Annotated in this window: 17 protein-coding genes and 2 tRNA genes; 2 read left to right on the forward strand and 17 right to left on the reverse strand. The window is 43.9% G+C overall.

Annotated elements, in window-relative coordinates; all coding sequences use genetic code 11:
• Positions 1-3 precede the first annotated feature (3 nt).
• From tilS to spoIIE, 4 genes are all read right to left on the reverse strand, one after another.
• Entirely contained in the window at positions 4-1,407 is a 1,404-nt protein-coding gene (gene tilS / locus BVI01S_RS13445) for a tRNA lysidine(34) synthetase TilS (protein ID WP_034762997.1), read from the reverse strand.
• A 68-nt stretch (positions 1,408-1,475) separates the two neighbouring features.
• Positions 1,476-2,483 (reverse strand): serine/threonine protein kinase PrkT, encoded by a 1,008-nt coding sequence (gene prkT / locus BVI01S_RS13450; protein ID WP_034763032.1) that lies wholly within the window; start codon positions 2,481-2,483, stop codon positions 1,476-1,478.
• Positions 2,452-3,192, reverse strand: a complete 741-nt coding sequence (locus BVI01S_RS13455) for a VWA domain-containing protein (RefSeq protein WP_034762994.1) — start codon at positions 3,190-3,192, stop codon at positions 2,452-2,454. Before BVI01S_RS13455 ends, prkT begins: the two co-directional genes overlap by 32 nt.
• 91 nt (positions 3,193-3,283) lie before the next feature.
• Positions 3,284-5,770 (reverse strand): stage II sporulation protein E, encoded by a 2,487-nt coding sequence (gene spoIIE / locus BVI01S_RS13460; RefSeq protein WP_034762993.1) that lies wholly within the window; start codon positions 5,768-5,770, stop codon positions 3,284-3,286.
• A gap of 289 nt (positions 5,771-6,059) precedes the next feature.
• Between spoIIE and BVI01S_RS13465 the strand changes: the two genes are divergently transcribed.
• Together BVI01S_RS13465 and BVI01S_RS13470 are read left to right on the forward strand one after the other, a co-directional pair.
• Positions 6,060-6,136, forward strand: a tRNA-Met gene (locus tag BVI01S_RS13465).
• Positions 6,137-6,145: 9 nt separating this feature from the next.
• A tRNA-Glu gene (locus tag BVI01S_RS13470) sits at positions 6,146-6,217 on the forward strand.
• A gap of 52 nt (positions 6,218-6,269) precedes the next feature.
• On the opposite strand, the gene BVI01S_RS13475 is transcribed toward BVI01S_RS13470, so the two are convergent.
• The 13 genes from BVI01S_RS13475 to BVI01S_RS13535 all read right to left on the reverse strand — a co-directional run bounded on the left by BVI01S_RS13475 (position 6,270) and on the right by BVI01S_RS13535 (position 18,509).
• Positions 6,270-6,740 (reverse strand): DinB family protein, encoded by a 471-nt coding sequence (locus tag BVI01S_RS13475; protein WP_061810591.1) that lies wholly within the window; start codon positions 6,738-6,740, stop codon positions 6,270-6,272.
• A gap of 164 nt (positions 6,741-6,904) precedes the next feature.
• Complete coding sequence (locus BVI01S_RS13480) at positions 6,905-7,330, reverse strand: S1 domain-containing RNA-binding protein (RefSeq protein WP_034762990.1); 426 nt, start codon at positions 7,328-7,330, stop codon at positions 6,905-6,907.
• Positions 7,331-7,404: 74 nt separating this feature from the next.
• Positions 7,405-7,794, reverse strand: coding sequence for an FtsB family cell division protein (locus tag BVI01S_RS13485; protein WP_034762988.1), 390 nt, complete (start codon positions 7,792-7,794; stop codon positions 7,405-7,407).
• A 43-nt stretch (positions 7,795-7,837) separates the two neighbouring features.
• Positions 7,838-8,491, reverse strand: a complete 654-nt coding sequence (gene yabQ, locus BVI01S_RS13490) for a spore cortex biosynthesis protein YabQ (protein WP_034762986.1) — start codon at positions 8,489-8,491, stop codon at positions 7,838-7,840.
• Positions 8,488-8,784 carry a sporulation protein YabP gene (gene yabP / locus BVI01S_RS13495; protein ID WP_034763030.1) on the reverse strand — a complete coding sequence of 99 codons (297 nt, stop codon included), beginning with the start codon at positions 8,782-8,784 and terminating at the stop codon, positions 8,488-8,490. Before yabP ends, yabQ begins: the two co-directional genes overlap by 4 nt.
• A 98-nt stretch (positions 8,785-8,882) precedes the next feature.
• A complete protein-coding gene (locus BVI01S_RS13500) occupies positions 8,883-9,149 on the reverse strand; it encodes an RNA-binding S4 domain-containing protein (RefSeq protein ID WP_034763029.1) in 267 nt (88 codons plus the stop codon).
• A 22-nt stretch (positions 9,150-9,171) separates the two neighbouring features.
• On the reverse strand, positions 9,172-10,632 hold the full coding sequence (gene yabN / locus BVI01S_RS13505) for a bifunctional methyltransferase/pyrophosphohydrolase YabN (protein ID WP_061810592.1): 1,461 nt from the start codon (positions 10,630-10,632) through the stop codon (positions 9,172-9,174).
• Between the two features lie 13 nt (positions 10,633-10,645).
• Positions 10,646-12,262, reverse strand: coding sequence for a putative polysaccharide biosynthesis protein (locus BVI01S_RS13510; RefSeq protein WP_244886940.1), 1,617 nt, complete (start codon positions 12,260-12,262; stop codon positions 10,646-10,648).
• A gap of 157 nt (positions 12,263-12,419) precedes the next feature.
• The gene (spoVT, locus tag BVI01S_RS13515; protein ID WP_034762981.1) at positions 12,420-12,956 is read right to left on the reverse strand and encodes a stage V sporulation protein T; all 537 of its coding nucleotides are present in this window, start codon (positions 12,954-12,956) and stop codon (positions 12,420-12,422) included.
• A 295-nt stretch (positions 12,957-13,251) separates the two neighbouring features.
• On the reverse strand, positions 13,252-16,782 hold the full coding sequence (gene mfd / locus BVI01S_RS13520) for a transcription-repair coupling factor (RefSeq protein WP_061810594.1): 3,531 nt from the start codon (positions 16,780-16,782) through the stop codon (positions 13,252-13,254).
• An 85-nt stretch (positions 16,783-16,867) separates the two neighbouring features.
• The gene (gene fin / locus BVI01S_RS13525; protein ID WP_061810595.1) at positions 16,868-17,098 is read right to left on the reverse strand and encodes an anti-sigma-F factor Fin; all 231 of its coding nucleotides are present in this window, start codon (positions 17,096-17,098) and stop codon (positions 16,868-16,870) included.
• Positions 17,099-17,212: 114 nt separating this feature from the next.
• Positions 17,213-17,770 (reverse strand): aminoacyl-tRNA hydrolase, encoded by a 558-nt coding sequence (gene pth / locus BVI01S_RS13530; protein WP_034762974.1) that lies wholly within the window; start codon positions 17,768-17,770, stop codon positions 17,213-17,215.
• Positions 17,771-17,855: 85 nt separating this feature from the next.
• A complete protein-coding gene (locus BVI01S_RS13535) occupies positions 17,856-18,509 on the reverse strand; it encodes a 50S ribosomal protein L25/general stress protein Ctc (RefSeq protein WP_061810596.1) in 654 nt (217 codons plus the stop codon).
• Between the last annotated feature and the right edge of the window lie 117 nt (positions 18,510-18,626).

Genomic DNA, 18,626 nt, shown 5'->3' on the forward strand with positions numbered 1-18,626 from the left:
TGTTCAACTGCCTCCTAGAAGATGATTGCTTGTAAATTGTAGTACTAAACTATTTTCCTGCTCTTCTCCCAAATCGTAAATAGACTTCTTCATGCCCGGAACCCAGAGTATATGTTGTTCAGCGTCCACTACAACCGGCCACTCCTCACGAAGGTGAGCGGGAAGTTTATGATCGATAAAGAGGGTTTTCAGCTTCTTGGAGCCTTCCATCCCCTTCACTTTCATTTTATCCTCTTTTCTTCTCGTTCGCACGTAAAGAGGGAGGGACACAGAGCGTGGATCAAGATAGATCACATCACTGGTACAGCCCGGGGTGTACGGGGAAGAATAGAGATGAAACTGATATTCACCTTGAATGTCCAGCCCCTTATCAACCTGCAGCTCATAACAATAGGGAACCTCGGTTAAGGCTAATTCTCCAAAGTGAAAATAGCATGTATGATACGCACGTGTTACCTTAAGCCCCTTTGGTAAGTCTATGCTGGCATTCGGCGCTTTTCCTTTTAAAATACCCAATACATCGTAAATATGTATAGACGATAAGGAAGATGGTCTTAGTTTGTAAAGATAGTTTAATATTAGATTAATCCCTCTTCTTTGTAAAGGCTGAGCCATTGCAAGAAAACCATCGATATGTATGGAGGAGTAATCCCCGGTGTTATTCCATACCTTATTCAACTTTTCCTTTGTTAATTCCTCTAAATATGCCTCATCTTCTGCCAATTCTTCACTAAATCGTTGGAATTGAAGATGAACATGAGGGTTTTCCTGTTTTAAGAATGGAAGGATTCTCTTTCTAAACCGATTCCTTGTATAAACTTCCTTCTGGTTACTGGGATCTCTTCGCGGCTCAAGATCATGTTTTTCACAATAGTTCTCGATCTCCATTTTCGTCACAGTCAGGAAAGGCCGGATAATATCACCGTCAGCAAATGATCGTTTCAGGGGTATGCCGGCTCTACTCGCCCCCGATGCCCCTCTTGTCAATTTCATCAGGATGGTTTCGACTTGATCATCCCCGTGATGACCCAGGGCAAGCTTAGTAGCTGATATCTCTCTCATGACTTCCTTCAGAAACCCGTAACGGATCTTTCGGGCCATATCCTGCATGCTGCCATTTACGGCTTCGATCTCCTTCGAAACATCCACTCTTTCTCCGTAAAAAGGGATATTCCGCTGATGACAGAAATCCCGGACGAACTGAAGCTCCTGAAAGGATTCGTCCCCCCTGAACATATGATCCAGATGGGCCGCCGCCACTTCCACCCCTAACTCTCCTTTGTTCGAGTCAAGAAAGTGCAGCAGCGCCAGGGAATCGGGACCGCCTGATACGGCTACCAGAATGCGGTCGCCCTTTTGAATGAGCCGGTGATCTTGAATGAATCGTTTTGTCGTATGCTCTAACATTGTGCTTCCTCTTCCTAAAACCATTTTCCCCATTGTATCAATTTCTACTACTTTCTCACACCGTCATGCTACAGTAATTCTCCATAAATATACAAAACGTACAGGAGCGATACAATGATCACAACAAGCACAGTCTCCAGAAAGTGACTAGAATTTTTATTCCGCTGATTTTGATATCTGCTTGGGTGGGGGGAAGATGTTCTTACAGTAGAGTTTTGCGGAACGGATCTTTTGGCCTTCGGTTTAGGCTTCGTCTGCTGCACCGGCTGGGCATGAGAAAGTCCATGTAAAAGACTCTCTCTCATTTCATTGGCAGATTGAAATGTACCTTCAAGGGAAGCAAGGATTGTCCCTGCAAACTTTTTCAGCTGGTCCTTTGAATCCACAGCCTGCCTCAGTTGTTTTATATTCCCTTCCCCGATCTTGGTGAAACGCGTTGGATGGGCCAAATTGATAAGAATCATCCCTACTGAGAAAAGATCATAGGAAGGTTCCGCCCTCCTGGATCCCCCGATCCAATATCCCCTATCAAAAAACTCCGTAAACTCCTTGATCGCCCGTCCATTAATGGTCGTCCCCCCAACATCGATACAGCGAATTCTGTAAGGGGGACCCGTCACAATTAAGTTTTCAGGCTTTAAATCCCCAAAGACCCATCCTTCCTTATGAATCCGCTCCAAGTCTGTCAGGAGTTGGGCGACGAGGACACCTGTCCAGGAGAATCCCTTTGATTGAACAAACGACAGGAGATCGGTTCCCTGTATATATTCCATCACGTAGAAATGGATTTTTTGACTCCTTACTTCCCAATCGTCCACATCAAGAAGCTTGGGCCCAAGGGGGGCACCTTGGACCTTTGAGAAAGCTTTTAATACATTGACTTCAGATGTTATCGATACATTGCTGTCACTCATTTTCAACGCCTGGTATCCCGAGGACCCTTGCACAAGGTATACAATCCCGTTCGCCCCATACCCCAATTCTTTTACAATCGTATAAATATGTTTATACCACTTGCCTCTTATAACTGTTCCAGGGGGAAAACTAAATGGTTTCTTCGAAGTATTGTTCATCATCGCCACGAGAGAGCAATCCCCTTAATGAACGTTTTTTCTTAAAGTGTGTAATGGCCTCTGAGATCGCCGGCCCGGTTGGAGTGATACCGCCTGGAGACAATTTAGAGAAAATACTCGTCAGTGTTTCAAGCCTTGGTGTCCAATCCAGCAATTTTTCGACATCTTGTCGTTTCCCGGGAAATACAAACACAGAAAACTTATTATCGCCCATGCGTGCATTTAAGCTTAATGACAGATCCAGTAGGGCTTCTTTGACCGTCGGAAGCTTGTGCTTCATGCTTGCAGACGTATCGACAAGAATCAACACTTCCATATCGACGGATTCACCCAGTTCATCCACGACTTCCATAACCTCTCCACGCTGTTCGGGAGGAAGCTCTTCCATGGAAGCAGATTTCCCGAGGATTTGTTTCAACTCTTTATTTACCACTCCCTGCAAGGTCTGGGTCATGGCTTTACGTGTAACCATCTGTACTGTTTGTGAAAGCTGTTGTGCATATACGATCTGGCTCACCCCACCCCCCGATAGAGCAATCCCTTCAATTTCCTGCATCCCATTATCATCTATGACGTCATTGTCCATTACTCCAATTACATTGACCGAGATCCCCTGCTCCTTGGCAAGGGCCGCCATCGCAATTGGATCTTCTCCTTGGTTCGAGCAACCATCCGTAATTAAAAGAATTTGACGAAGTGTACCTGGCTTCATCAGACTCCCCTCCTCATTCTAAAGTTGTTATCATCTTCGCCGAATAAGGAGGGATTTATACTCTAGTTAACTATTTTAAAGGGTGCGGATCCTAGGAAATTTTATCTTTCGTCTTCGATTTTTGCATGGGGATGGATGACCACTTCGGTATGTTATGTTTGATTTTCGATACCACAATCGTCATATCATCCTCTATTAATCCGGAGCTCGACCGGATGACCTCCTCCATTAATATGTCTGCCACTTCCTGTGGATCATCGGTTTCAAGTTCTTTTATCTTCCGCTTCATCCACAGGTCATAATTTTCTACATGCTTCGGTCCCTCAAAGGCACCGTCACTCATCATGATGAGAAGATCTCCCGCTTTCAGCTGCTCCGAGACGACATCGACATCAAAGTCCTGCTGAAGCATCCCCATCGGCAAGTTACTGGCTTCCACCTTAAGGATTTTATCCCCCCGCTTTATGAAGCTTGGGGTCGAACCTATTTTTAAGAACCTCGAAGACGCATTCTGAAGATCAATCATGGCTAAATCCAGTGTGGAGAAAATTTCATCATTCGTTCTGAGGGAAAGAATCGAATTGATGGACTTGATCGCCACCTGTTCTTCGATCCCCGATTCCAGGATCTTTTTCAATAGCCTCAGTGTTTCATTGCTCTCGTAATGGGCCCGTTCACCGTTCCCCATCCCGTCACTGATCGCAACGGCATACTTCCCCCTTCCCAATTCAATCATGGAGTAACTGTCTCCTGAAACCAGTCCGCCTCCTTTTGCAGCATGGGATGCCCCTGTATCGACGACAAATTTCTTGGCAGATTGAAAGGTTACGTGACACTGACCGTTCGGAAATTGAGCGCACTCCTCCTTTTGTACGACGATGTTTTCCCCTAGAATATCCGATAACATGGGTGCGATGAGCTTTTCCCCCTGTCCGTGACCCCCGCAATAAGGCATGGTCATATCAATATCGACGTTCCCTTGCTCCAGATTATAGATTTCTATATTTTCGATCTCGATTCCGAACTCTCCGATACTCGCCAGGATCTGCTCTTCCTGAATATGATGATTCTCCCTTTCTCTCTGGATTTCTTTCGCGAAATTCCCCATGACTTCGGACACACCAAGCAACTGGTCAGCCACAAGCTTCCTGCTTTCCTGGACCTGTTTCTTCAATTTCAGATTGGCCTGATAGAAAGTAAGCTCCTGATAGATCGTATCCTTCAGCTTTTTCTCTCTCGTACAATGCTTTTCTACTTCTCTTGCAAGCCTAGGGGAAAGGGGGACCCTTCCCTGATCATACTCAGTCATCACTTCTTTCATGAGATTATAGGTTTTATCGAAATTCCGCGCCCAGCACTGATCCTTCTTAAAGCAGGTTTGACACGTCTTCTCCGTGACATTGCTGAGAAAATAGTCAAATTCTTTATCTTCCTCCTCTTCAAACCGGTCTTCTATTTGTTGAAAGCTGTTCGAAAGAGCTTGAAACACTGACGAGAATTGAGTGACCCGGTTGGCGGTCACATCCCTCACCCGGCGCATATACCCCTGTTGGTCCTGCTGGTATTCAGCTGTACCCGGTATATGCCTCGCGATTTTAGACGTTAAACTTTGAGGGGTGAGAAATAGGAGTAATATCGCTACCCCCGATTCATAAAGGGTTTTCGTTATGACTGTATCCGTATCCCCGTACATACCCATCAGCAATGTAGCGATTAACAAACCGATTGCCGCTCCGAATTTCTTCCCTTCTTTCATGAGTCCGCCCAGAAGTCCGGAAAAAGCAAGCAAGCTCATTTGATAAAAGCTTGAAACGTTGGCTAAACTGAAGACGAGGCCGGTCACGACCCCTACCGTCGAGCCCACTGTGGCGCCTGCGATAAAGGAGAACAACAGTACCAGATACCTTGATAACACATGTTCTACAGACAAATTGTATACGGACCATCCGATCGTTCCCGTCATGATCGAGGCCAGGAGGATGATCAAACTCACCACTTCTTCTGTTTTCAGTGATTTCCTTCTGCGCTGAACCGTGACAAGGGGGACGCTTTGGATGAAGATATACGTTAAGAGAAACGCAAGACTTGCTTCAATGACCGCCATGACCCCGTTATAGATCGTCAAGGCCTGTCCCTGTTGGATATAATCGAACCCAAGCTTTGCAGCCATCACCGTAAAGAACACATAGAAGGCGACAACCCTCACATTATTCTTGTGATATTTTTGGGATAATCGATACGTTAACAGGAATAATACCGCACTGACAAACGTATAACTGATACTAGGAATGGATAAGGTGAGCGCTCCTGCCAGCAACCCCATGAGTGCGATCGGTGACTTCTCTCTCCGTATAATATAAACCGACGCAAAGAATGGCAGAGCAAAAGGTGTCAGATGTGAAAGGATTAAAGCTCTTCCGAGAAGAAACCCGATGACGAATAAAGCAACCCCCTTTTCTACGAATAACCACTCAAGCTTTGAATAAATGGACCGGATCCCCTTGGACAGTTCCACCCTCGTGTGTTCAATGTCTACGTTCTGAACTGGTTCGATGATCGACTGATCGACTTTCCCCATGTATGAAACACTCCCCATTTCTTTTTTGTTCAGTATAAAGGGTACAAGCTCAAAACTTTGTCAAAATGAGGGAATGCATTCCAAGAATGTTTCGACGTCTTTCTATGGTTTCCGGTAAAATATTCAGAATATTCATGAAGGTTCCCCGTATATTCCCGTGTTTTTTCTTTCAAATTCCTTACGTATCGTTGCTTAAGGGAATTTTGACAATTTCTTTATGATTGTATATTGACAAGCAAACCCTTTCTAGGTATCATAGTTTTTGTGCCAAAAAGGCGCATATCCATATGGCGGTGTAGCTCAGCTGGCTAGAGCGTACGGTTCATACCCGTGAGGTCGGGGGTTCGATCCCCTCCGCCGCTACCATATTGTGTCGGCCCGTTGGTCAAGCGGTTAAGACACCGCCCTTTCACGGCGGTAACACGGGTTCGAATCCCGTACGGGTCATAGAAAAAAGACTATCATGATGATAGTCTTTTTTGTTTATTCTATTTTCGTGTCAAACCTTTTCAGCAGATACCAATTCTTCGATCTGCTCTTGGTGGTGCTTATCGTGACTGATGAAGTCTTCGAAAAATTCTTCCAGGGTGAAGCTTTGATCCCCGACTTTGAACGATTGCCCGAAATCATATTCCGGTACGTTTTTTACATAAGTGATCATCAGATCCCTTGTTCTGATCCCTTCTTTGATCAAATCTCCCTGATTCACTACATGATGGGCATAGTCTTCCGCTTCTCCATTAAATTTCTGGAAATCAGGAAAGGGTGGTAGTTCTGCCCCTTCTGAAACATGAGGGAGAATTTCCTGTAAAGAATATTGATCCCATTTAATGATGTGGGCTATATTGGCAGCGATCGACCATTTATCTTCTTCCATAGGCTTGAACCATTCAACTTCACTTAGCAGCTTCAATTCCTCCAACCACATCTTAAATGACTCATAGTGATCGATAATCTGTTCGTATTTCATCCATTCTGCCCCCACTCACGTTATTTATCTTTACCTATTCGATAGGAGGAGGGGATTCTCCTGTGTTGATGTCTATCAATAATATAAAAAAACAGGCATACCCATCAGAATGGGTATGCCTGTTTTCCGTTCACAACCTGCTATATGGGTTAATAGACAGCAAGTTAACCTTTTTTCGCCCCTTTTCCACCACGACGAGACTCAGTATTTTTCTTTAAAGATGATAAACGATCTTCACTGTCTTTCAAGAAACGTGCCATCTTTTGTTCGAAACTTTCTTTCGTACGAGTGTCGTTCGGTTTATTATTAGTACGCGGGCGCTGAGGACGCTGAGGGCGCTGCGGGCGTTGTGGTTGATCTTTCGCTTTACGGATGGATAAACCGATCTTTCCATCTTTCTCAACATTAATAACTTTAACCGTTACTTCGTCGCCGACTTTAAGGTGTTCGTTAATATCCTTAACATAGTTGTCTGCAACTTCACTAATGTGAACTAATCCTGTTGAACCTTCCGATAATTCCACGAACGCTCCAAAATTTGTAATACCTGTTACCTTACCCTGTAACTTGCTGCCTACTTCGATTGACATAAAAGAAATGCTCCTCCTTAAAATTATAAAAGATAAACCTTACTATATATTATAGCCAATTAAAAAAAAGAGTGTCAATAAGACACCTCTTCTTCTTTCTCTTTATCTGTCTCAGGTATGTTGAAAATAATCTCACCTTCATCTGATAAAAAGTAATCCCGGCGCGCCAGTTTGGCTATATATTCATCATCGTTAAGCTTCACAATCTCTTCTTCCAAGGCTGATTGCTTATCTTTCAGGTTTTCTAACTTTTTTTCCAATTGTGCTTTTTCCGTTTGTTTATCTTCTAAAACCTGGGCTCTGGAAATGAGGGTCGAGATTAAAAATCCACTAATTGCCAACACTAAAACAAAGAAAACTGCTAATCGACGGACCAAACGCTTTTTTCTCTTAGAAGAAGATTTATGCATATGCTCCTGATGGCGGACATATTCATTTTCCATTGGTGTCACGTTTTTTCTCATTCCCAAACCTCCTTTACAATATGGAGTGGCAAAGCCTTAAGCCCTATTCTTTATCTTTAGGTTTCTTTTTGAACTTTTCTACCACTCTATATACTTTTTTGATGTACGCTTTAAAAATTCCTGCCACTTTATTATATAACTTCTCGACTCTTTTTGTAAGATTTTTCGGCAATAAATTCCAAATACCCTTCAATATCCACCATATCGGTGTGATTACGAGCTTAATCGCCCATTGCATCACTTTCATGATCACCTTTAAAAAGAATAATATGACGGATAAGAGCCCTTTTCCTATAGATAATACAATCGTGATCAGAAGCACAATCATCCATTTTATCGGTGAATAAATCAATCTTTTCACCATTTTCACTCCGAAATTATACAGGGAGATAAAAAACAATATCAGGCGTTCAAGGAACGCCAAATAATGCTGCTTGATCAACGCCTGGTAAGCGGCAAATCCGCATAATAGCGCAATGAAAATATAAAAGCGGATCTCACCGAAATTCACGACGAATAAAATATAAAAAATCGCCAGTGCCTGCAAAACCCAAAACATGATGTCATTGATGAATACAAGCCACCGTTTTCTCTCGGACCGGTGTAAAAACCGGGAATACGTGTCCAACGTCATACCAAATAGTGCCCCCATGCCGATCATGGAGAGCATGGTATAGAACTGGGTCGAGAGGGTCATCGAAACAGCTTGCTAAAGAAGCCTTTAGCCTTCTCCCCGTTTTGTTCATCCAGGTAGACGAGATCGAACACCTTTCCTTTTATAGAGACGATGCCTTTATCCACATCCAGATTTTTCATTTGAAGATTCTGGCCCCTGACGGAGAGGAATCCCATGACGGTTTCAAGGAGGAACTCTTCGTTATCGAAGCTTTCCACTTGCTTCACTCCTGTAATATCAAGCAGCTTGCGGCCCCTCATCATTACGTCATGTTCCTGAAAGGTTTTATCTTTGTTTCCATCATATTGATTCATATCCATCCCTCACATTCCCATAGTACAAGCTTTGTAACTATGTTTATGTGTATAGGGGAAAAATAGAACCAAATAACAGGCCAAATGCTATGTATCCCTTACTCCGTTTCCTCGACCCTTTCCTCTGAAAGGACGGAATAAAGCCCGCTTGCTTCTTCTTTTTTCGTTGTTTCAAGAAGCCTTTCAATCTTTACCCTCATAATTCTCTGGCCAAACCTTACGCTTAATTCATCCCCTACTTTTACATTGGAGCTTGCTTTGGCCTGTTGCCCATTCACAGTGATACGTCCCTGGTCGGCAATCTCTTTCGCCAGGGTTCTTCTTTTTATGAGTCTGGATACTTTTAAAAATTTATCTAATCTCATGGATACCATTGTACATTTCCCCTTATTCGATATTCATCTTTTTCGCTTCGTTCCAAAATCGGTCCAACTCTTCCAATGTAAAATCTTCAAAACGCTTACCCGATTTCATTACTTGTTCTTCCACATAGGAAAACCTGCGGTAAAACTTCGTGTTCGTCATGGCTAAGGCTTCCTCAGGGAAAATCTTATAAAATCTGGCCACATTGATCAGAGCGAATAACACGTCTCCAAATTCTTTTTTCATGTCGTGTTCACTATTATTCTCGACTTCTCTTTCAAATTCCTTTAATTCTTCCCATACTTTCTCCCAGGCACCTTTAGGGTCTGCCCAATCAAAGCCCACTTTTGCAGCTTTTTTCTGATATTCAAATGCCTTCATGAGAGCAGGCATACCTTTTGCCACGTTCTTAAGCATCGGTTCCCTGTCGTCCTGTTTTTCACGTTTCTTGATTTCGTCCCAGTTTGCTTTCACCTGCTCCGTGTTTTCCACTTGAACAGTTCCGAATACATGAGGATGTCTCCGGACCATCTTGGACGCCAGTCCTTCGATGACTTCTTCCATGGTGAACATGCCCTCATCCTCGCCTATTTGTGCATGGAGCATGATTTGAAGGAGGACATCCCCCATCTCTTCGATCATATGATCAATATCTTCTTCCTCGATGGCTTCCAGTAGCTCATATGTTTCCTCAAGGAGATATTTCTTGAGTGAATGGTGGGTTTGTTCTTTGTCCCATGGGCAGCCATTCGGTCCGCGAAGCGTCGAAATGATTTCCCTTAATGTCGCATATTGCTTAAAGGAGGATTCCATTTCCTCGACCGCCGGAACATAGAGGCTTGTCAAATTACTGAGACCCGCAACCCGGTCAAGCTCCACCAGCGGGATCCGCTCCACCTTTTCTTCCGTGCTTCCGGCAGCCGTTACAAGGGAGACCTCATAATCATATGGATAAAGCTCCATCAGAGTGAGCTTCACTTCAGAAGCGATGAAGGCATCATACACCTGCCCGATGATGAGCTGCTGGTTCATATGGATATCATGAAGCTTTAAGCTGGTACCATCAAGGAGCTGGAATCCATCAATCGGATCCGCTCCTACAGAAGCAAACAAGGCATCTATAAAACTCTGTCCACCGCCGATTTCAACGTGTATCTTTCCTTCTTTATGTAGGTCCAACAGCATTTGGACAGCCTTTTCTGCAACCAATGGGTGACCCGGAACGGCATAGACAAGGGAATGCTCTTCTGATGCCGTGATCAGGTTTTGAACAATCTCTTCATATACGAGATCGAACTGATCATGTTTTTCATAGACAGCATCGAAAGAATGATAGGTGATCCCTTCTGCTATTAAATCCTTTACGACGGGATGCTGATCTGTCCTCAAGTAAAGGTGTGAACTGTTCTTAATCCTCCTGTATACTCCCAATGGTAATTGTTCTAAATCTCCTGCGCCTAACCCGACGATCGTTATCGTATTCATGTTAATCTCCTCGCTACTTATTATTCGGCTGAACTTTATTCATCAACCACACCCATTTACTCCCAAAGGGCAAGAAACTGATGTCTTCTCTTGAAAGGACATTCCCTCTTAAAAACACGATCAAAAAAAGGATGCCGCCGATACAAACGCCTCCTATTGAAAAAAGGACGGAAAGCGGACGCCCGGGCATTCCATTATCCAAAAGTGTATCATATATCCACAACAGCCCCTGTAAACCAATCGTCATGGCCGCTCCGCTCAGCAGCAATGTCTTATAAAAAGAGAACGTAAAGAATCGGATCGGAAACCATTTTCTAAGCTTGATCACCATCATGATGGCAATGATACTTAAAGAGCCAACAGTCGAGATCGATGCCCCCATGACTCCCATCACTGGGATGAGACAGGCATTTCCGAGGTATTTTACTAAAATCCCCATCAGGATACAGAATGCCGGGTAATAAATTCTCCCGATTCCCTGAAAGATGCCTGCAAACGTCAAAATAAGGCAGCTGAAGAATATCGATAGACAGAAGACAGCGATGACCTTGGAACCGAGGGCATTTTCAAATAGCATCGTATTGGTCGGTACCATGATATTGATGATTCCCAGCGTGGCAGCGAATCCGATGGTGATGCTGATCTTAAGGGAAAGCTGACTGTACTCCCTTACTAATGATTCTCTTCTTTTGAGATAGGCATTTGTCACCAATGGAACGATGGTCAGTGAAATGGAAGTAGCCACTACCGTCCCGAGCTGGACAAAGGGTTGTCCCCGGTCATAAATCCCCTTCCACGTTTTCGCGCTTTCCGCTTCCATCCCTGATGACAGAAGAAGGGAGTAGACATTTAATGAATCCACAAATTGGAGTAAGACAAGCAACATGGCACTTACACAGATAGCTGTTCCATTTTTGAATAACCGGGACCAGATCTGTGCGTAATCGGCAGGAAGAGAAAGATATTTACGTGAAAACAGCTTTTCCCTCCGTGCAGTTAGAAAAGTAAGAAGAACAAGAAGTCCGCCCAGACCACCGGTAATCGACCCGAACAGCGCACCTTTCCCTGTCATGTATAAAGAGTACCCTTGAGATACAAGGATGGTCGAAAAAATCAGAATCGTCGCCACCCTGATTGCTTGTTCCGTCACTTGGGAAACAGCTGTTGGCACCATATCTTCTTTCCCTTGATAATACCCCCTGATGACGGAGAGGGGGGCTAATAATAGGAACGATAAAGAAATCACTTGAAGTAACGGCTTCAGCAGGGGATCTCCCATCCAACGTGCGATTACGCCTGAACCGAAGTAGACGAGCAGAAACCAGGAAAAACCAACGAAACAAAGGAATAAAAAGGAGGTGACGGCCACTCTCTTTGCACCCTCTTCATCCTCTCCTTCTAATTTCTCTGCAACCATCTTTGAAATGATGACAGGGAATCCGTAGGTGGATAGAGCGATGGCTATTCCGTAGAACGGATACACCTGCTGATATATATAAAACCCGATATCTCCAACAATATTTTGAAAAGGGATCCGATAAACGGCACTTAATAATTTGGTTACCAATGCCGCAACCGTTAATACCATGGCCCCTTTCAAAAACCGGCTGGAGGAGTACTTCTGACTCAACCCGTTTTCCTGCCTTTCTATACCTCTTGCTTCAAGTCTTGACAGACCGAAGAAAAATCATTTATATACTGGTCATTTTACCATAAAGGGTTGTATGTTTTCTCGAATGGGGATGACGACAAAAAAAAGAAGAGCGGCGATTTGCCACTCCTTTACGTTATGACTCCATTTGTCTTGCTAAAAAGCCAGCTGCCGTTTCTACTGCCTTTTGTTCCACTTCGCCTACTGTACGGTCCTTTGAGAAAATCGCAACGGCACCAATCGGATCTCCATTTGCGACAATCGGAGCAATCGTATAGGAAGCAAGATCCTCACCGTGTCCTTCAACAAGCTCAGCTTGTCCCTGTTGAGTGTGTAATAGAGACGTGCGGTCATCCATTACCTTCTCGATGAGTTCACTGATGTTCTTATTTAAATACTCTTTCTTTGAAGCGCCGGAGATGGCGATGACAGCATCCCGATCACAAATTAACACGGCACTTCCCAGACTGTCGTACAATGCTTCGCCATATTCCTTAGCAAAGTCACCAAGTTCACTAATTGGGGAATATTTCTTTAAGATGACTTCTCCGTCACGATCAACGAAGATTTCCAGGGGATCTCCCTCGCGAATCCTTAATGTCCTGCGAATTTCTTTCGGAATGACGACACGTCCTAAATCATCAATACGACGAACAATACCAGTTGCTTTCATCTATAGTTGCCTCACTTTCATCAGATGATTTTTATTTGGCAATGCATCCTTGTTGAATACTTTACCATTGTTGAGTTTAGTATCTTACAACTTAGAAGTTCTATACACATTCAGTTATTTTTTCTGTAATTTCACTAAAATTCTAATGCAGGTATCTTTTTCCATTGTTGGCAGCTGCATAAATACTAATACCCTTATCATAGTAGAGTGAAACAATCCACGCGTTTACATTTTGGTTACATTCTTATAACGAAGGGAAGAAATGCCACTGGTTTGTGTCGAATTGATGAAATGATCACACGTTTTCTTCTATTTTTACCGCTTCATCCAGATGTTTGATGATGTCATATGCCATGTTAAACCATTTGGACGGTTCCAAGCGTGTTGTATTAATCGATATCTTAAGCTTGGAGCCTTCCATTCCAAGTCCGACTGCACGGCCGTGTTTGTTGCAAAGATTGAATACTTTGGAGCCGTCGATCTGTGCCGTTCCTTCCGGTGACATAAAGATATTCACCGTTTTCTTATCCTGCTTGATGGATTCGAGCTTTGTATTCTTCGCATAGATCTTCATTTCAGAGATGAGGAATAAGTAACCCACCTCTTCCGGATATTCACCGAACCGGTCCAGGATCTCTTCTTCAAGCTCCTCGATTTCAGGAAGGGTAGAAATGGAGCGGAACCGTTTATACATTTCGATCTTTTGATGACCATCTTTAATATAATCATCCGGAATATAAGCGTCGATTTCAATGTCCACTTCAAAGCTTGATTCAGGCTGCTTCGGAAGATCTCCTTTTCGTTCTTCGATGGCTTCTTTCAGCATTTGGGAGTACAGGTCGAATCCGACAGAATCGATGAATCCGTGCTGCTGCGCCCCGAGGAGATTACCCGCTCCACGGATCGTCAAGTCACGCATGGCAATTTTGAACCCCGATCCCAGTTCCGTGAATTCTTTAATCGCCTGCAATCGTTTTTCTGCCACTTCTGTCAGGACCTTATCTTTACGATAAGTAAAATAGGCATAGGCAACTCTGTTTGAACGCCCAACACGTCCCCTAAGCTGATAAAGCTGGGATAAGCCCATCCGGTCGGCATCAAACACAATCAACGTATTGACGTTCGGGATGTCGACACCCGTTTCAATAATCGTCGTCGTGACCAGTACATCGTATTCTCCTGCAAGGAAGCTCAGGATGACGGCTTCGAGCTCATTCTCGCTCATTTGACCGTGAGCATAGGCAATCCGGGCATCCGGTACAAGCATGGAGATCTCATCGGCTTTTCTTTCAATGTCTTCTACACGATTATAGAGGAAATACACTTGGCCATTCCTCGCCATTTCCCTTTCAATCGCTTCTTTAATCAGGGCACCGTTGTACTCCATTACGTAGGTCTGAACCGGGAACCGGTTTTCAGGCGGCGTTTCAATAACCGATAAATCCCTTACACCGAGCATCGACATATGAAGGGTACGGGGGATCGGCGTGGCCGTTAAGGTCAGAACGTCGATATTCGTTTTTAATTGTTTGATCTTCTCTTTATGCGTGACACCGAACCTTTGTTCTTCATCGATGATCAAGAGTCCTATATCACGGTATTGAATGTCTTTTGAGAGAAGTCGGTGGGTTCCCACTACAATGTCCACCGTTCCGGTCTTAAGACCCTTCGTTGTTTCCTGCTGCTGCTTCCTCGTTCGGAAACGGCTTAATAAACCGATTTCCACAGGGAAGTCCTGAAAACGCTCTTTGATGGTTTCATAATGCTGTTGAGCAAGGATGGTGGTGGGCACGAGGATCGCCACCTGTTTTCCGTCTGCAATCGCCTTGAAGGCAGCCCTGATCGCAACCTCGGTCTTTCCATATCCTACGTCCCCACACAACAGGCGGTCCATCGGACGTTCTCTTTCCATATCGTGCTTGATTTCACTGACAGAGCGCAGTTGATCATCTGTTTCTTCATAAGGGAAAGCCATTTCAAATTCTCTCTGCATGTCACCATCAGGAGAGAAGGCATAGCCTTTTGCCGCTTCCCGTTCAGCATAAAGCTTGATCAAATCATCGGCGATATCCTGAACGGAAGATTGAACCTTCGACTTGACCTTCTTCCATTCACTTCCACCCAGTTTATAAAGCTTTGGATCCTTATTTTCCGAGGCAACATATTTCTGGACCAGTTCAATTTGGTCAACCGGTACATAAAGTTTGTCATTCCCCTGATACTTCACATGGAGATAATCTTTGTGCACCCCGTTGATCTCCAATGTTTCGATCCCAAGGAATTTACCGATCCCGTGATTCACATGAACCACATGGTCCCCGACTTTCAGCTCAGAGTAACTTTTGATCCTCTCTGCGTTTGAAAGTTTCTGCCTTCTCGGCTTCTTTTGGGTTTTCTTATTGAACAATTCTTCTTCTGTAATAACCGCAAGTTTCTGAAGAGGGAGCTCAAATCCGCTTGTCAGGCTTCCATTGATCATCTGAATCGTTCCCGGCAGGAGCTTATCTCCATCTTCGACAAAGGCAATCTCAATCTTGTAATCGTCCAGTACCCTTTGAAGCTTCTTTACGCGTTCTTCATCCGGTCCTAACAAGACAACGGTATATCTTCCTTTTTTCCACCTGTCCAACTCTGCCTTCAATACGTTCATCTGCCCATGGAAATTCTGCATCGGCTTCGTTGAAACATTGAAGATGTTTTGTGGACTGGTATTCGGAATATGGCGCAGGAACAATGAAAAATACACCTTTGGCAGCTTCGTCTTACTAACCAACGAAGAAAACGTGTGGGACACAGGAACGTCTTGAATGATCTGTCCTTCCTGAAGCAGGGAGGTAAACCATTCCGCTTCCTCTTTCTCCAGGGATTCACTCATTTCCTGGACGCGACTGTATTCATCAAAGAATAGAACCCCGTCATCTGGTAAATAATCTAGCAAACTACTAGGCTTTTCATATGCGAGGGACAGGTACTTAAAGATTTGCTCAGGAACCTGCCCATTTTCGAGCTGACTCACCTCATACCCTATGTACTCTGTCATCTTCTCTTTTACGGCCGCCGATTTGACCTTCTTCAAGCTTGTGGAAAGACCTGCGTTGATTTCATGAATAAGCCTCTCCATATTTTCATACTTCAATAAGACCTCTGTCGCAGGGCCTATTTCAATCTCATTGAGTTTATCAATCGAACGCTGATCTTCAACCGAAAAAAGGCGGATCGAATCAATTTCAGTGTCGAATAATTCAATCCGGACAGGGTTCTGAGTGGTTAACGGAAAAATATCGACAATCCCACCGCGAAGGCTGAATTCACCAGGTGTGCTGACCATCCCTGTCCGTTGATAGCCCATTTGCACCAGCTGATTTAAGATTTCATCCAAGTCGATATCTTCACCCATTTGAAAACGGATCTGATTCGTTGCCCACATCGATTGAGGTGGAAGGATTTTTCGCAATCCGGCAACAGGTACAATATAGACACCCTTTTGATGATTGGAAAGCTTATTCAATACTTCGATCCGTTGTGCCCTCAACTCGGGACTTGCCACACTTAGTTCAGCTGCGATCAGCTCATTAGCAGAATATAAATATACTTCGTCCTCAGACAAAAATTGAATGAGGTCATCATAGACTTTTTGTGCCTGAAACAAATTATGCGTCACCACTAGGGTGGATTTATTCGTTTGTAGATAGACATCTGCTATATAAGCTGTCCGGGATGAGCCGGATAATCCTGCCACAAGTTGTTCAGACAGACGTTCCTCCACTCCAGCGATGATGGACTGTAGTTCTTCACTTTGGTGAACCTGCTTTAAAATACCTTTCAAGTGTACGCTCCTCCCCTGTGGTTCTTTCTATAAATGATCTAAAAGTATAAACAGAAAAATGCTTTGGCTCTTCACCAAAGCGTTCTTACTGAATGATATGATCTAATTCATGATAGTCCGGATTTCTCTCCAGGCTCTCCTGACAATCTTCACAGATCGTTTTTACTTGGATGTCCCCGTTGTCCTGATAGTGAACCATATGTAGCCGCTCTTCATCCGTCAGCATATGAATTCCGAGCTGCTTGGAATGAACGGACACATTTGAAAGAGTCCCGACATTCGTTCCGCAATGCCGACACTGATAATGGATCGCCATATCTTTCCCTCCATACACATTTATACTGTTAGTATGAACCTGTTAGAAGGGAGTTATTCAGACCCGGAAAGGATTGACGATAAAGGGACGCTGGACATTCAGTATATGACATGGTCAGTTGAATTTATTCATGACCTCAAGAAATGGTTTATCCAACCAGGTTTCACACGCTTCCACGCTTGAAGAAATGGCTTTATCCAGTTCAGGCTGCTCTTCCTTCGAAAATTTGCCCAGGACGTAATCCGGCACGCTCATTCCGTTGGTCGGACGGTCGATGCCCACCCGCAGACGATTAAACTGCTGGGAACCTAAATGGGCAATGGTCGATTTAATGCCATTATGCCCCCCGGCACTCCCCTTTTGCCTTAATCTTAATTTTCCTACAGGCAAGTCCAGGTCGTCATAAATGACAAGTAAATCCTCATCTTCAATTTCAAAATAATCCATCAGGGGTACAATGCTTTCCCCTGACAAATTCATATACGTAAGGGGCTTTAATAGAACGACCTTTTCACCCTTATGATGATATGTGCCGTAAACCCCTTTAAATTTGGACTGGTTCAACGAAACACCCAGTCGATCGGCTAATGCATCTATAATAACGAAACCGATATTATGTCTCGTTTTCTCATATTGTGATCCCGGGTTCCCGAGCCCAACGATTAATTTCATTTCTAACACCTCTTCTGACCTTATACCTCTAGAATAACGTAAAAAGCGCAACCTGCAAAAGGTTACGCCAAAAAATATTGATTTTTTACTCTTCCTTCGATTCGCTTTCATCACTGGCTTCCGATTCTCTTCCTTCTTCATTCTCAGGTGTGCCAGCTTCCTGCTCTTCACCACTGTCGATTTCTTCTTCCTGTCTTGGAGCAAGGATGGAAGCAATGGTGCGGTCATCCTCTTCATTGAGAGTGACGCTATACCTATCACGGATATCACTGATCGTTACCGTTTCTCCCACTTGGAGCTCGGTTACATCCACTTCGATGGATTCAGGGATATCATTTGGTTTCGCTGTTACAGATACCTCATGCAGAGGCTGCTGCATTACGCCACCGTCTTTCACGCCGGCCGCTTCTCCTACAAGCTCAATACGAACATCCGCATCGATTTCTTCTGACATATTCACAGCAAGGAAGTCCACATGCGTGACAGCATCCTTCAGATGATCCTGCTGGTAATCACTTAAAATGACGTTTTGTTTATTGCCATCTACATTTAAAGAAATGATACCGTTTCTTCCTACTTCACGGATGGTTTTAATGAATGTAATGGCATCTACCATAATGGGTGTATTATCTGCTTTGTAGCCGTACACGACTCCCGGGATATTCCCCTCATGTCTCAGCTTTGTTAATGAAGATCGTTTAAAATCTTTCCTGGTATTTGCTTTTAATTCTGTTGCCATGTCTAATCCAACACCTTCCCTAATCTTTTATGTTAGTTAAAGTTCTATATATAGTAATTACCCTAATGTGATTTGAAATAAACATAGAAAAATCAATTCATTACAAGAAGAGTGCTT

Origin of the sequence: Rossellomorea vietnamensis NBRC 101237, from assembly GCF_001591825.1 — a bacterium.
In the GTDB taxonomy this organism is placed as follows: Bacteria; Bacillota; Bacilli; order Bacillales; family Bacillaceae_B; genus Rossellomorea; species Rossellomorea vietnamensis.

What these genes read in the sequence shown, in the direction of transcription:
- BVI01S_RS13480 (WP_034762990.1), bottom strand. Translation starts at nt 7,330, where the DNA reads ATGTCAATCGAAGTAGGCAGCAAGTTACAGGGTAAGGTAACAGGTATT.
- BVI01S_RS13475 (WP_061810591.1), bottom strand. Translation starts at nt 6,740, where the DNA reads ATGAAATACGAACAGATTATCGATCACTATGAGTCATTTAAGATGTGG.
- spoVT (WP_034762981.1), bottom strand. Translation starts at nt 12,956, where the DNA reads ATGAAAGCAACTGGTATTGTTCGTCGTATTGATGATTTAGGACGTGTC.
- yabN (WP_061810592.1), bottom strand. Translation starts at nt 10,632, where the DNA reads ATGAATACGATAACGATCGTCGGGTTAGGCGCAGGAGATTTAGAACAA.
- yabQ (WP_034762986.1), bottom strand. Translation starts at nt 8,491, where the DNA reads ATGACCCTCTCGACCCAGTTCTATACCATGCTCTCCATGATCGGCATG.
- spoIIE (WP_034762993.1), bottom strand. Translation starts at nt 5,770, where the DNA reads ATGGGGAAAGTCGATCAGTCGATCATCGAACCAGTTCAGAACGTAGAC.
- BVI01S_RS13485 (WP_034762988.1), bottom strand. Translation starts at nt 7,794, where the DNA reads ATGAGAAAAAACGTGACACCAATGGAAAATGAATATGTCCGCCATCAG.
- BVI01S_RS13455 (WP_034762994.1), bottom strand. Translation starts at nt 3,192, where the DNA reads ATGAAGCCAGGTACACTTCGTCAAATTCTTTTAATTACGGATGGTTGC.
- BVI01S_RS13500 (WP_034763029.1), bottom strand. Translation starts at nt 9,149, where the DNA reads ATGAGATTAGATAAATTTTTAAAAGTATCCAGACTCATAAAAAGAAGA.
- fin (WP_061810595.1), bottom strand. Translation starts at nt 17,098, where the DNA reads ATGGCGATCCATTATCAGTGTCGGCATTGCGGAACGAATGTCGGGACT.
- BVI01S_RS13535 (WP_061810596.1), bottom strand. Translation starts at nt 18,509, where the DNA reads ATGGCAACAGAATTAAAAGCAAATACCAGGAAAGATTTTAAACGATCT.
- prkT (WP_034763032.1), bottom strand. Translation starts at nt 2,483, where the DNA reads ATGATGAACAATACTTCGAAGAAACCATTTAGTTTTCCCCCTGGAACA.
- tilS (WP_034762997.1), bottom strand. Translation starts at nt 1,407, where the DNA reads ATGTTAGAGCATACGACAAAACGATTCATTCAAGATCACCGGCTCATT.
- pth (WP_034762974.1), bottom strand. Translation starts at nt 17,770, where the DNA reads ATGAAATTAATCGTTGGGCTCGGGAACCCGGGATCACAATATGAGAAA.
- yabP (WP_034763030.1), bottom strand. Translation starts at nt 8,784, where the DNA reads ATGAATCAATATGATGGAAACAAAGATAAAACCTTTCAGGAACATGAC.